Origin of the sequence: Neobacillus sp. FSL H8-0543 (genome assembly GCF_038592905.1) — a bacterium.
Classification (GTDB): Bacteria; Bacillota; Bacilli; order Bacillales; family Cytobacillaceae; genus Neobacillus.
Map to the genome: position 1 here is coordinate 4,419,952 of NZ_CP151943.1, position 13,575 is coordinate 4,433,526.

Annotated in this window: 12 protein-coding genes and 1 other annotated feature; of the genes, 9 read left to right on the top strand and 3 right to left on the bottom strand. The window is 38.1% G+C overall.

The annotated features are described in order from the left end of the window. Nucleotides 1–28 precede the first annotated feature (28 nt). The 3 genes from clpP (at nt 29) to NSS81_RS22130 (ending at nt 4,319) form a co-directional block, all read left to right on the top strand. Nucleotides 29–610: an ATP-dependent Clp endopeptidase proteolytic subunit ClpP gene (clpP, locus tag NSS81_RS22120; RefSeq protein WP_342430776.1), complete on the top strand. Its 582-nt coding sequence runs from the start codon at nt 29–31 to the stop codon at nt 608–610. A gap of 132 nt (nt 611–742) precedes the next feature. Further along, nucleotides 743–1,204: a MarR family transcriptional regulator gene (locus NSS81_RS22125; protein WP_342430777.1), complete on the top strand. Its 462-nt coding sequence runs from the start codon at nt 743–745 to the stop codon at nt 1,202–1,204. Nucleotides 1,205–1,208: 4 nt separating this feature from the next. Then, nucleotides 1,209–4,319, top strand: coding sequence for an MMPL family transporter (locus tag NSS81_RS22130; protein WP_342430778.1), 3,111 nt, complete (start codon nt 1,209–1,211; stop codon nt 4,317–4,319). 35 nt (nt 4,320–4,354) lie between these two features. Here NSS81_RS22130 and NSS81_RS22135 read toward each other — a convergent pair whose 3' ends face one another. Continuing rightward, nucleotides 4,355–5,239 carry a cupredoxin domain-containing protein gene (locus NSS81_RS22135; RefSeq protein WP_342430779.1) on the bottom strand — a complete coding sequence of 295 codons (885 nt, stop codon included), beginning with the start codon at nt 5,237–5,239 and terminating at the stop codon, nt 4,355–4,357. Nucleotides 5,240–5,384: 145 nt separating this feature from the next. Next, nucleotides 5,385–5,516, bottom strand: a complete 132-nt coding sequence (locus NSS81_RS22140; RefSeq protein ID WP_342430780.1) for a hypothetical protein — start codon at nt 5,514–5,516, stop codon at nt 5,385–5,387. A gap of 119 nt (nt 5,517–5,635) precedes the next feature. Next, nucleotides 5,636–5,851 (top strand) — a binding site (T-box leader). A gap of 48 nt (nt 5,852–5,899) precedes the next feature. Between NSS81_RS22140 and proS the strand changes: the two genes are divergently transcribed. The 3 genes from proS (at nt 5,900) to NSS81_RS22155 (ending at nt 9,551) form a co-directional block, all read left to right on the top strand. Next, the gene (gene proS / locus NSS81_RS22145; RefSeq protein ID WP_342430781.1) at nt 5,900–7,330 is read left to right on the top strand and encodes a proline--tRNA ligase; all 1,431 of its coding nucleotides are present in this window, start codon (nt 5,900–5,902) and stop codon (nt 7,328–7,330) included. A gap of 167 nt (nt 7,331–7,497) precedes the next feature. Beyond that, nucleotides 7,498–8,739, top strand: a complete 1,242-nt coding sequence (hmpA, locus tag NSS81_RS22150) for an NO-inducible flavohemoprotein (protein ID WP_342430782.1) — start codon at nt 7,498–7,500, stop codon at nt 8,737–8,739. 146 nt (nt 8,740–8,885) lie between these two features. Beyond that, complete coding sequence (locus NSS81_RS22155; protein ID WP_342430783.1) at nt 8,886–9,551, top strand: VWA domain-containing protein; 666 nt, start codon at nt 8,886–8,888, stop codon at nt 9,549–9,551. A gap of 219 nt (nt 9,552–9,770) precedes the next feature. On the opposite strand, the gene NSS81_RS22160 is transcribed toward NSS81_RS22155, so the two are convergent. After that, nucleotides 9,771–10,619, bottom strand: coding sequence for a DegV family protein (locus NSS81_RS22160; protein WP_342430784.1), 849 nt, complete (start codon nt 10,617–10,619; stop codon nt 9,771–9,773). A 257-nt stretch (nt 10,620–10,876) separates the two neighbouring features. On the opposite strand from NSS81_RS22160, the gene NSS81_RS22165 reads away from it, so the two are divergent. Genes NSS81_RS22165 through NSS81_RS22175 form a run of 3 tightly spaced genes read left to right on the top strand, consistent with a single transcriptional unit; the run spans nt 10,877 to nt 13,548 of the window. Next, entirely contained in the window at nt 10,877–11,650 is a 774-nt protein-coding gene (locus NSS81_RS22165; protein WP_342430785.1) for an SGNH/GDSL hydrolase family protein, read from the top strand. A 13-nt stretch (nt 11,651–11,663) separates the two neighbouring features. Further along, nucleotides 11,664–12,575 (top strand): ABC transporter ATP-binding protein, encoded by a 912-nt coding sequence (locus NSS81_RS22170; RefSeq protein WP_342430786.1) that lies wholly within the window; start codon nt 11,664–11,666, stop codon nt 12,573–12,575. Further along, nucleotides 12,568–13,548, top strand: coding sequence for an ABC transporter permease (locus tag NSS81_RS22175; protein ID WP_342430787.1), 981 nt, complete (start codon nt 12,568–12,570; stop codon nt 13,546–13,548). Before NSS81_RS22170 ends, NSS81_RS22175 begins: the two co-directional genes overlap by 8 nt. Nucleotides 13,549–13,575: the final 27 nt, after the last annotated feature.

Below are 13,575 nucleotides of genomic sequence, written 5' to 3' on the forward strand. Positions count from 1 at the left end.
AATTATATGCTTTTAAGGAGGAGTTTAAATGAGTACGATTCCATATGTTATTGAACAATCTAAACGTGGTGAACGTTCCTATGATATATATTCCAGGCTGTTAAAAGATCGGATTATTATCATTGGTGATGAAATTAATGACCATGTGGCAAATAGTGTGGTGGCCCAGTTATTATTTTTAGCATCTGATGCCCCCGATAAAGATATTTCCCTCTATATAAACAGCCCTGGAGGGTCGACCTCAGCAGGATTTGCGATTTATGATACAATGCAGTACATTAAGCCTGATGTTCGGACGATTTGTACGGGAATGGCAGCCTCATTTGGGGCGATGCTGCTGCTCGCGGGGACAAAAGGGAAAAGGTACTCCCTACCCAATAGTGAAATTATGATCCACCAGCCACTTGGGGGTGCACGTGGTCAGGCAACAGAAATAGAAATATCTGCTCGACGTATATTAAAATTAAGAGAGCATATTAATCAAATCATAGCCGAGAAAACAGGCCAATCAGTTGAAAAGGTAGCAAAGGATACGGACCGAGATTATTTCATGAGCGCTGAAGAAGCAAAAAAATATGGAATCATTGATGAGATTCTATATCCGGAATAAAAGGTAAAAAAAGGTTAACTCTGTTAACCTTTTTTAATTGACATCAAATATGGTATGTCATATAGTTAAACAAGTGAATAGTTCAACAGTTTAACTATATTTAGTAGAAATTAAAAGAGGTGGGAATGAAGCATGGATAAAAAGCTTATACAGCAATTAATTGATCGCTATATATCTGTATCTTTTCAAGTACAAAAAAAGGCAGCTTCCTTAATAAAAGAGCAAATTGAGGATGATTTAACCAATGATCAGCTTTACATATTAAGATATATTCATCAATTAGGGGAGTGTACATCTTCTGTCTTGGCAGAAGCTTTTGATGTGAATAAAAGTGCAATTACTGCAATCATCAATAGGATGGTAGACAGAGGGTTCATACAAAGGACACGTGATGAAAACGATCGTAGGGTTGTTTATTTAACATTAACGAAAAAAGGCATTGAAATACATCATAAAACAATAGAGAAGGTGCACCATTTAGTTGCCTCAATCATCACTAGGTTTGAGGAAGATGAGATTACAAATTTTATCGAAACCTATGAAAAATTAGATCTTATATTAGACAACAAGAAAAAGGAAGAAATGGGAGAATGAAAATATGAGAGCAATTTTAAAAGGTAAATGGTTTATCCTGATCGCATGGATTGCGATTATTGCAGGCTTATTTTTTATGGCACCCAATATGGAAAACCTGGTCCGCGAAAAGGGCCAAATTAGCGTTCCAGACGGGTATTCCTCGACGATTGCTGAAAAAATCCTCAGTGATGTTAATTCGAGTGAAAATAAAGGCAATGATCTCCAAACCGCCCTTGTTTTTCACAGCCATAAAAAACTAACAGAAGATGATTTTGCTGTTGCCCAAAAGGCAGTCAACGAATTGGAGAAAAATCAGAGTAAGCTTGGAATCACGTCTATTCTAACTCATTTTAATCAAGGTGAATTAAAAGAACAGCTCGTTTCAGAAGATGGTAAAACGATTCTCGTTTCAGTAAATGTTACCGCCAATGGACGGGAAGGGAAAGAAATTACCGAAGATCTGTATCAAGCCATTGATCATGTCAAATTAGATCACTATTATACTGGCAGTTGGCTAATTGGTGAGGATCTTGTTACCAACTCACAAGAAGGCTTAAAGAAAACCGAAGGAATTACCGTTGTTTTTATTTTAATCGTTTTATTGCTTGTATTTAAATCGGCTGTGGCACCAATCATTCCATTAGTTACAGTTGGATTCAGCTACTTAGCATCCCAATCTATCGTTGCGATACTAGTTGATAAAGTGAATTTTCCTTTATCAACGTTTACTCAGATTTTCTTAGTAGCCGTCCTTTTCGGGATAGGGACAGATTACTGTATTTTACTGCTTAGCCGTTTTAAAGAGGAAATGTCAAAGACTGATAGTGTTGCAGACGCTATAATTGAAACCTACCGAAATGCTGGGAAAACGGTATTCTTCAGTGGGTTAGCGGTGATGATCGGCTTCGCTTCGATTGGCTTTTCTACCTTCGTTTTATATCAATCAGCAGCAGCAGTCGCAATTGGTGTTGCCATCCTATTGCTAGCACTATTTACAGTCGTGCCTTTCTTTATGGCGGTTCTAGGTAAAAAACTATTTTGGCCATCAAAGGGCAAACTTGATCATGGTGAGAGTGAAATTTGGGGGTTTGCTGGAAAATTTGCTTTAGCACGTCCATTAATTGCACTTATCATAGTCGCAGTCATCTCTGTGCCATTTTTATTCACCTATGATGGTGACTTATCATTCAATTCGCTTGAAGAAATTAGCGATGATTTTGATTCAATCAAAGGTTTTGATATTATCTCAGAAGCGTTTGGTCCTGGTGAATCAATGCCAACAACCATTGTCATTAAAAACGATGATCAAATGAACACCTCGGAGTATATTGCGATTACAGAAAAAATTAGTCAAGAGTTAGAGAAAATAAATGGAGTTGATACCGTCCGTTCTGTAACTCGTCCGACTGGAGAGCCGATTGATGAACTATATATTTCAAATCAAGTCGGTACGCTAGAGGATGGACTTGATCAAGGTAATGATGGGATTAAACAAATTAGTGACGGTCTTACTGCCAATCAACCGAAAATGCAGCAAGCAACGGATGGAATTGGCCAATTAATCTTTGGGACAAACGAGTTGCAAACGGGAATTGGTACGATTTCTGAAAAACTTACCAAAATCGAGGATGGGCTGGGGCAAGGTTCAGTCGGTACCACTCAGGTAAGAGAACGTTTGGAGGTCGTCAAGTCCAAATCAGCAGAGGTTTTAGCAGGAAGCAAAGCATTGCTTGCTGGTTACAATGAAGCTGCTACTGGATTAGGCACTCTTAAAGGCCATTACGAAAATGTTGCAATTGGTCTTGTTTCATTAAATGACACCTTATTAGGAACGAATCAATATTTTGATAATCTTGAAGGTGATTATCGTGATATCGAGCAAAACCAAAACTATCAAGCAATAAAACTAACAATCCAAGGTTCCCAAGCAGGAACTGCAGAAATAGCTGAAAACTTAAAAGTATTAAATGCCCAGCTAAAAGAGGCTCAAGAAGGTATTAATTTTGCAAATAGTAAATTCTCTGAAGCACTTGCTGGTCAGGAAGCACTTATTAAAGGAATGGGAGACCTGGTTAACGGAATCAAAAAAATTGAAGCCGGTTTATATGAAATGGAAAATGGTCAGGGACGATTAATTAATGAAGCCCTGCCGCAAGTTTCAGGTGGATTAAGTGGACTGAATGATGGTCAACAGCAGATATTTGATGGTTTTAAAGATACGGGCGACCAACTATCACAGGTTACAGATGGCTTAAATGAAATATCTAATGGCTTAGTGTCCGCCCAAGATTACCTATCAGGTGTATCACAAATGAAGCAAATAGGTTTTTATATTCCGCAGGATGTGCTTGAAAGCAAGGACTTCGAGCAATCATTGGATGCTTACATGTCAGAGGATCGTAAAGTAATGACCATTGACGTGGTATTTGACCAAAATCCATATTCCAAAGAAGCACTTGATAGTGTTCCCGAAATTACTGCTACAGTTGAACGTGTTGTTAAGGATACAAAGCTCGAGAATGCTGACGTAGCAGTAGGTGGTGTGTCTAGTATGCATAAAGACCTTGATACCATTTCTGAGGCTGACTATTCTCGGACAGTTGTTCTTATGCTCATCGGGATTAGTATAATATTAATCATCCTGTTTCGTTCAATCATCATGCCGCTTTACCTAATAGGTTCATTAGTCTTAACCTACTTTACATCGATGGCTATTGCGGAGGTAATCTTTGTTAATTGGTTAGGGTATTCAGGTATTAGCTGGGCGGTTCCATTCTTTGCATTTGTCATTTTAGTCGCACTTGGAATCGACTACAGCATTTTCTTGATGGATCGATTTAACGAATTCCGACATATGCCGGTTGAACAAGCGATACTCATTTCAATGAAGAAGATGGGTACAGTTATTATCTCAGCAGCCGTCATTTTAGGAGGAACATTTGCAGCGATGATGCCATCCGGTGTATTATCACTGCTTCAAATTGCTACCATTCTCCTAATTGGACTATCGTTGTACGCACTTGTTATCCTGCCATTGTTCGTGCCTGTTATGGTAAAAACATTCGGCGAAGCAAACTGGTGGCCGTATAGAAAAAATAAAGATAGCATAACTGATCGTTCGATTAATTTGTAACAAAAAACCAAGCACCCGGGTGCTTGGTTTTTTATTTACTCTACTATTATTGTCCCTTTAAACATATTCATTCCACAATGGAAAGTGTATTGACCTGTTTTATCAGGTGTAAATGCTAATTTTGTTGTTCCAGCTTTAAGATTGACATCGTTTAGTCCAAAGTCTGGCATCATAAAGATGGAGAAACAGCTATTATCTCCTGGATTGGTAATTTCAAGTTCCACAGGTGCACCCTTCTTGACTCGAATAACATTTGGACTATAGCCTGTTGGCGTAACCGTCATCTTGATTTTTGGATCAGTGTCCTTTGTGATGTCCAATTCGGTAATGCTAGCACCACTAGTTTCAGCAGGGGTCCCGGGCTGTGTTGCTTCATCCTTACCTGGAACTTTTACAAAATCACTGCTGTACAAAAATAAGAACAAGGCTATGAGAATCAATCCGCCTGAAAATATGTTTAATGGAGAAAACTTCTCAATACTCAGAGAAAACTTCTCTTTTGTTTCTGAAAAAATAAACAAAATTACCAGCCCAAGAATAATAACAAACAAGATTAGTAATATCCCAAGCATGATAGCTGGATTTTCAAACTGAATGATGGCACCAACGAATGCACCAACAATGCCACTCAATAATCCAGATACTGACCCGCCTAGTATAGCTATTACCCCAATCGGTTGTCCAACTAAGAAACCAACAATGAAACCAACGAGCATCCCAATTCCAACAGGTAGAAAAAATTCACCCGTTTGGACGCCAATGAGATAGCCAGAAAGTAGTCCTACCATCGTCGAAATGGCCATGCTGATTATCGTTCCTGAAAAGAAGTTTAGCTTTTCTTTACCTCGGTGTAATAGGAACAGAGAATAGCCTGTTAGTAAGCTCATAATAGCTATTGCAAATATCGTTAAAATAGTCATGTGAAAAAACTCCTCTAATGTTAAATAAACAATATATCTATATTATAAATACTAAAATCGCATTCTTTAGAAAACAATAAGTAAATTCTATGAACGTTTTATAAAAATATAAAAAAGACGTGTTTAACGTCTTTTAAAGAAAAGATTAGTCCTCGTCAGCTTTTTCAAGAGTATTTTTATAAATCCGCTTTAATGCTTCATTTTGCATTTTCATATAATCCAAAATAAATTGTTTCTCTTCTTCTTCCTTATCTAAATCATCCTTTTCCTCTTTCATTTCATCACCTCATATACTTCTCCCTTCATTTTAACTAATTGTGTGCGCTATATAAAGTTTATTTTTAAATAAAAAATTGACATTCACTAGCTGCCAATATATAATTTTCTAAAAATAATATTGAAACGTTGACGGGGACTAGTAAAATGAAGATGTCTTACAAAGAGAGGAAACCAATGGTGGAAGGTTTCTTAAGATGGTCATTTGAACCTGCCTCACGAGTTCTGTATCGGATCCTTTGAAGATACATGCGGATAAAATCCGTTATCCTATCGAGAGTTTAAAGCACTAGCTTTATGAATCTAGGGTGGTATCGCCAGGTCTTGGTCCCTTTTTGGGACCAAGGCCTTTTTATATTCAAAAAAAAATAATGAGGTGTCAAAATGGCTAAGGAATTTGTAAAAGACGTTACTAGTATGGACGAGGACTTCGCCCAGTGGTATACAGATGTTGTCACAAAAGCAGATTTGATTGATTATTCAAGTGTCCGCGGTTCGATGATAATTCGACCTTATGGTTATGCCCTTTGGGATAATATTAAAAATGAATTAGATCGACGCATTAAAGAAACAGGGCATGAAAACGTTTATATGCCATTATTTATTCCAGAGAGCTTACTTCAAAAAGAAAAAGACCATGTTGAGGGATTCGCACCAGAGGTAGCCTGGGTCACACATGGCGGTACAGAGGAGCTTGCAGAACGATTGGTGGTTCGTCCTACTTCGGAGGTTCTATTTTGTGAGCACTATAAAAATATTATTCATTCCTATCGGGATTTACCAAAGCTATATAACCAATGGGCAAACGTGGTCCGCTGGGAAAAAACAACGAGGCCATTTTTAAGGACCTTAGAATTTTTATGGCAGGAAGGTCATACTGCCCATGCAAATGACGAAGAGGCTATGGAAGAAACCATTAAAATGCTAAATGTATATGCAGCTATTTGTGAGGAGATTCTTGCCATACCAGTTGTGAAAGGGCAAAAAACTGAAAAAGAAAAATTTGCCGGTGCAAAAGCCACTTTTACTATCGAAAGCTTAATGCATGATGGAAAAGCCTTACAATCAGGAACTTCCCATCACTTTGGTACTGGATTTGCAGAAGCATTTGGAATACAATACACCGACAAAGAAGGCAAGCTTCAATATGTCCATCAAACCTCATGGGGTTTCACAACGAGAATTATCGGGGCATTAATTATGGTGCACGGCGACGATCGCGGTCTTGTCATTCCGCCAAAGGCTGCACCAACTCAAGTGATGATTGTGCCAATTGCGCAGCATAAAGAAGGTGTTCTTGATTTTGCTTATGAATTGAAAGATTCGCTTTCAAAGGTTGTCCGAGTAGGGATTGATGCCAGCGATAAAAAACCAGGCTGGAAATTCAATGAATACGAAATGAAGGGGATTCCAGTTCGTTTAGAAGTGGGACCGAAAGATATTGAAAATAATCAAGTGGTATTGGCTAGACGTGACACAGGAGAAAAAGTTTTTGTACCACTGGATCAACTAGAAAGTAAACTTGTGGGCCTACTTGACGAAATTCAAACCAATTTATATAACAAAGCATTAAAGCATAGAGAAAAGAGAACATCAGTAGCTCTAACTCTTGATGAGTTAAAAACTACGCTTGAGGCGAAACCAGGATTTATTAAAGCGATGTGGTGCGGTGATTTAGCCTGTGAGGAAAAAATCAAAGAGGAAACCACGGCAACCTCACGCTGCATCCCTTTTGAACAAGACCTGGTAGCTGACAAATGCGTTTGCTGTGGAAAAGCAGCTAATCAGATGGTTTTTTGGGCAAAAGCTTATTAAAAAACGAAAACAAACTAATTGGGATATAAACAGAGCATCGGTATGTGCTCTGTTTTTCTGATTCTTTCGAATTAATTATAGTGTGATCTAAATCACTAACTTAGTGTGATTTATTATATATAATAATCACTACACGCATAGTGATAACTACATAAGGAGTGATTATTTTGTTAGATCGAAGTACCATTGACATTATTAAATCAACAGTACCAGTATTAGAAAAATACGGTGAAACGATTACGACACGATTTTATCAGCTCATGTTTGCAAACCACCCGGAACTATTAAATATCTTTAATCACGCAAACCAAAAACAGGGCAGACAGCAAAAAGCACTTGCAGGAACGGTGTACGCTGCTGCGATGTATATCGATAATCTGGAAGCTATCCTTCCAGTGGTAAAACAAATTGCCCATAAGCATAGAAGCTTAGGCATTAAACCGGAACATTATCCAATTGTTGGTGAACATCTTCTGTTAGCGATTAAAGATGTTTTGGGCGACGCAGCTACTAATGAAATTATTCAGGCATGGGAAAAAGCCTATAAGCTAATTGCAGATGCATTTATTGGTGTGGAAGCCCAAATGTATGAAGGGGCTGCCAATCAGCAAGGTGGATGGGATGGTTTCCGTCATTTCATTGTTGAACGTAAAGTAAATGAAAGTGACGTTATTACCTCTTTCTACTTAAAACCGGAAGATAAACAAGGAATTGCTCAATTTCTTCCTGGCCAATATATCAGCATTAAACTTGAAATCGAGGGTGAGGAGTACACCCACATTCGCCAATATAGTCTTTCAGATGCGTCTGGGAAGGATTATTACCGGATTAGCGTAAAGCGTGAAGCAGGTACGGAAAACCCTGACGGCATGGTATCAAATTACCTCCACAACAGTGTAAAAGAAGGAGATATACTCAAAGTGAGTGCTCCAGCCGGTGACTTTGTTTTAGATACGGAGAAAAATACGCCTGTAGTATTGTTAAGTGGTGGTGTTGGGGTTACACCGATGATGAGTATGTTAAAAACGGTGGCAGAGATTCAGCCAGAGAGAAAAGTGACCTTCATTCATGCAACAGCAAATGGAAATGTACATGCATTAAGAGATGAAGTAGAAAGAATTTCTGAACTAGAAAATGTTAATACATTTTTCTTTTATGATTCACCTACAGAAGAAGACAGGAATAACAAACTTTTTGATGTAGAAGGCTATGTAACACGTGATTGGCTTGAAAAAAATGTCCCTTATACTGATGCAGACTTTTATTTCTGCGGTCCAGTTCCATTCATGAAAGGAATGAACCAAGCATTACTAGAATTAGGAGTTACTGCTGACAGGATTAACTTTGAGTTCTTTGGACCAAAGGGTAGTTTAGAAGTGACAGAAAAAAGTGAGCCAGTTTTAGTTTAAATATTGCTAGATAACTAAAAATAAGGTACCGAACCTAGTTCGGTACCTTATTTGCAAGAGTAGAATAAAATTCATTTACTTTGTTCCAAATTATTGAATTTTAGTATTATTATGGTTGATAATAGAGTTTGAAGGGGGAATTTAAATTGACAACCATTAATCTTATGAAAAAGACGGCTGGAGTTATTTTAGAAAAAAAGAACCTTACAAATGTCATTGCAAGAGTAGGCTTGGTATTAGATATTTCCGGATCAATGCGTAAATTATATAAAAATGGAACGGTTCAAAAAGTGGTTGAGAGGATTCTTGCTGTTGCTAGCCAGTTTGATGATGATGGAGCCTTGGATGTTTGGGTATACGACAATGAATTTTCTCGTTTGAAATCAGTGACGGAAAGTGACTTTTTAAATTATGTGGACGAGTACATTATGAACAACGATTTAATCCATAAATTTGGAAGAAATGATGAACCACCTGTGATGGAAGATGTTATCCAGAAATATACGGTAGAACAACCCTCCCAAGAGCCTGCTTTTATTGTTTTTATAAACGATGGAGGCTGCAAAAGAACAATTAAGAAACCAGTCGTAGCATCATCCACTAAACCAATCTTTTGGCAGTTCGTTGGAATTGGTGATTCCAACTTTGAAGTCCTGGAAAAATTGGACACAATGGAAGGTCGGTTTATTGATAATGCGAACTTTTTCCATATTAAAGATATCGAAAAGACTACAGATGAAGATTTATATAATCAACTACTAGATGAATTCCCATCATGGTTGAAAGAAGCTAAGGCTAAGGGGATTTTATAGTAGGCTCTGTTAATGGATACTGTTGAATTTTGAACCTGTTGATTGGAGCGAACGGTGCTTGACTCCTGCGGGATGCACGAGCTGAGTGAGACCCCGCAGGTGCGAAGCTGTAAGGAGGCTCACGGGTGAGCCCGCGGAAAGCATAGCACCTGGAGCGCAAATCAACAGCCAAGTTTAACAGAGCCTTATAGAAAAAAAGGACTGAGAAATCTCAGTCCTTTACTCGTTCACCCACGAAAGTCCTACTGTACCTACTCCTGTATGTACTCCCGCCACAGTAATCAGCATTAATAGTTCTGTTTCTAATCCTGGGATTGCTTCATTTACTAATTGCTCTAATTTCTTTGCTTTTTCTTCATCATGCGCATGCAAAATCGCTACTTTATTAACGGTATGATTACCCTTGTCCTCTATTAACTTGTCTATAAGCCATGAAAAGGCCTTCTTTTCTGATCTTACTTTATCTTTTATTTTTGCTGTTCCATCTTCTATTGCTAAGATGGGCTTAATATTCAATAATGAAGCTAAAATTTTCTGTCCGCCAGTAACTCTTCCGCTCTTGTGAAGCTGGTCCAAATTGGATGGGACTAAAAATAGTTTCGTACGTTCAGTAATGGCTTCTAATTCACTTACAACCTCTATAATATCAATACCCTGTTCAACTAGTTTCAACCCTTTTTTCATCATGAAAGTAAGCGGATAAGAACCAGTTTGTGAATCCACCGCCAAAAGTTTAAATTCCGCCATTTCTGCACCCATTTTTGAAGTCTGGAAGGTACCTGACAGGATACTCGAAGCATGGATGGCAATTCCAACATCATATTCTTCTCTTAACTTTTTATAAAGGTCAACAAAATCACCGATTGAAGGCTGTGAGGTTTGAAAGGTGCCCGTTTCATTTTTCATTCGTTCATAAAATTCCTCTTGCGAAATATCAACCGTTTCTTTAAATGATTCCTGATTGATTACAACTTGCAACGGTATGACATGAATATTATGTTTTTCGATAAATTCCTTGCTAAGTGAAGCGGTTGTATCTGTTATCCAAGCTATTTTTGACTGATTCATTTCACCCATTTCCTCCTGCGGGAACATCTAATTAGTACTATTATTTACCCAATTTATTTTGTTATGTAGTTTTGATAACTATATAACACTTTACTAGTGTGATAGTTTGCAGTCAAGAAGTTGAATATAAAAATGAAAGTAATTGTTAATATTTAATGAACTTTTCAATACCACTCGACTTTCTACTTTAGAAAGTTTGTTTTGGTGGAAATTTATGTTTAAATAAAAGGTAGAATTAGCCAGAAAGGATGAGTTTTTTGAATAAGAACGTCATACGGTCCGTAACCATTATTGCTACACTTTTTAGTCTCCTCTGGCTTGCAGGACTGGGTTGGGCTGTGGGTGAGTATTATGCGGGAAAACCGGACAAGATTCCCCAAAAATCAACTATTAGTAATGTGGAAAAGAATAAGGGATTATCCATTGTGACATTGGGTGATTCTTTAACGAGGGGAACAGGGGATGAAACGGGGAAGGGCTATGTCGGTATCCTAATGGATGAAATAAAGAAAAAATCAAAGCAAGAGGTACAGCTAACAAACCTTGGGATTGTCGGCCAACGTTCTAATCAACTTAAAAAACAAGTTCAGCAAACGGAGGTACAAAGACAAATTCAGACAGCTGACCTTATCCTTGTTACAATTGGCGGCAATGATTTGTTCAGAGGTGGGCAGGGCTTAGAGGATTTTAATACTGAAGAAATAGTGGAAATTGAAAAAAAATACCTAGAAAATATAACGAGTATCCTACAGCAAATACGGGGCGCTAATAATAATGCAACAGTTTTTTTAATCGGACTATATAATCCCTTTAGTGATTTAGAACAGGGGGCAGAAATGTCAAAAGTGGTCCGTCATTGGAATTATCAAAGTGCAGAAGTGAGTGCAGCATTTCCGAAAATTGTGTTTGTGCCAACCTTTGACCTTTTTGAACTGCAGGTTAATGACTATCTTTACTCGGATAAATTTCATCCCAATACGGAGGGGTATCGTTTAATTGCTGAACGAGTAGCCTCATTGCTTACATGGTAAGGAGCCAAAGCGCATGGAAAAAACTACTTTATCTGTACATAATTTAAGAAAGGTAATTGGAAGAAAAGAAATCATTAAGGGGATAAGCTTTGAACTAAAAGAAGGAGAAGTGTTTGGTTTTTTAGGGCCAAACGGGGCGGGAAAAACGACAACTATCCGCATGCTGGTCGGCTTGATAAAGCCCACATCGGGGACCATCCATATTGGAGGATCGAATATCGTTTCGGATTTTGAGGGAGCGATGAAGAATCTTGGCTGTATTGTTGAAAACCCAGAATTGTATCCGTACTTGTCAGGCTACGATAATTTGCTTCATTTTTCGAGAATGTTGGAAGGTGTCGACGAGGGACGAATGAACGAAGTTACCAAACTAGTAGGGCTTACGGAGAGAATTCATGATAAGGTAAAAACTTATTCTCTTGGAATGAGACAGCGCCTTGGTATTGCCCAAGCGCTTTTAGGTAGACCAAAGGTACTGATCCTAGATGAGCCAACAAATGGATTGGACCCAGCTGGAATTCGCGAAATGCGGGAATTTATTCGTTTTCTCGCCTTAGATGAAGGTTTAAGTGTTCTTGTATCAAGCCACTTGCTTAGTGAAATACAATTGTTATGTGACCGAGTAGCGATTATTTCAAGAGGCGAAATTATACGAACGGATTCCGTTGATCATTTATTGTCTAACCGCGAAAGAGTCGTTTGGCGCTTTCATCCGTTTGAAGTTGGTAAGAAATTATTAAGTTCGGTAACAGCTATAGAAGAAAAAGATGACGGCGCAATTTTAACAGAATTTGATGAAGTTAAAACCCCAGAATGGAACAAACTGCTAGTGAATTCAGGTGTCTCAGTTACAGAGATGCATCGAAAGCTCCCGGTTCTCGAAGAATTATTCCTTGAACTAACAGGGGGTGACTCAATTGAATAAATTAATTGAAAATGAAATGATGAAGCTAATGGCAAAAAAACGCCTGATTATTATCGGGATTATTATTGCAGTACTTGTCGCATTATTTACCTATGCACAATTTAAAGAAACGGAAACGCAAAGAGAGAAATTAGGAACAGACGATTGGCGAACAATGCTTCAAGGGCGAATTATCGATCAACAAAATCGTTTAGGGAGCAGTCGAATTTCAGATGAATGGAGAAAACAGATACAAATTTCTTTGCAGCAAAACCAATATTATCTTGATCATGATATTAACCCGTCGGAGCCTGGTGCTCCTACATTTATGAGAATGTTTTTGGAAAATTCAATTGAAATGTTTATTCCATTAATGGTTATGGTTATTGCAAGTGACATTGTATCTTCTGAGCATAGTCAAGGCTCTATTAAGCTACTTTTGACAAGACCTGTCAGGAGGTGGAAAGTACTTTTAAGTAAATATTTCACTCTTGGATTAGCGGTTTCTTTGATTGTAGCAATGGCGGGGATCCTTTCCTATCTAATTTCCGGGTTAGTTTTTGGATATAAAGGATGGGGTGCTCCTGTTTTAACAGGATTTAATGTAACCGATGCTGGATTAAATACAGCAAATGTAAAGCTTATTGACCAGTGGCAGTTTTTATTAATGGATTTTGGACTAGTATGGTTTGTTGCGATTGTAGTGGGGACTTTAGCTTTTATGTTGTCAGTTTTGATCCGCAGCACGGCAGCTGGAATGGGTGTAATGTTAGCTGCATTGATCTCTGGCGCGATATTAAATAATATGGTCTCCTCTTGGGAGTCTGCAAAATACTTTTTTATGGTGAATTTACGTTTAACCAACTATATGACAGGTGCTCCGCCTCCCATTGAAGGGATGACACTTTCTTTTTCGATGTTGGTGCTTTTAGTCTGGTGGGCAGTGGCACTATTCGTTTCCTTTTTTGTATTTACCAGAAAAGATGTTTATTAATAAAGAAAAACCTCCCGTCGAAAAGAT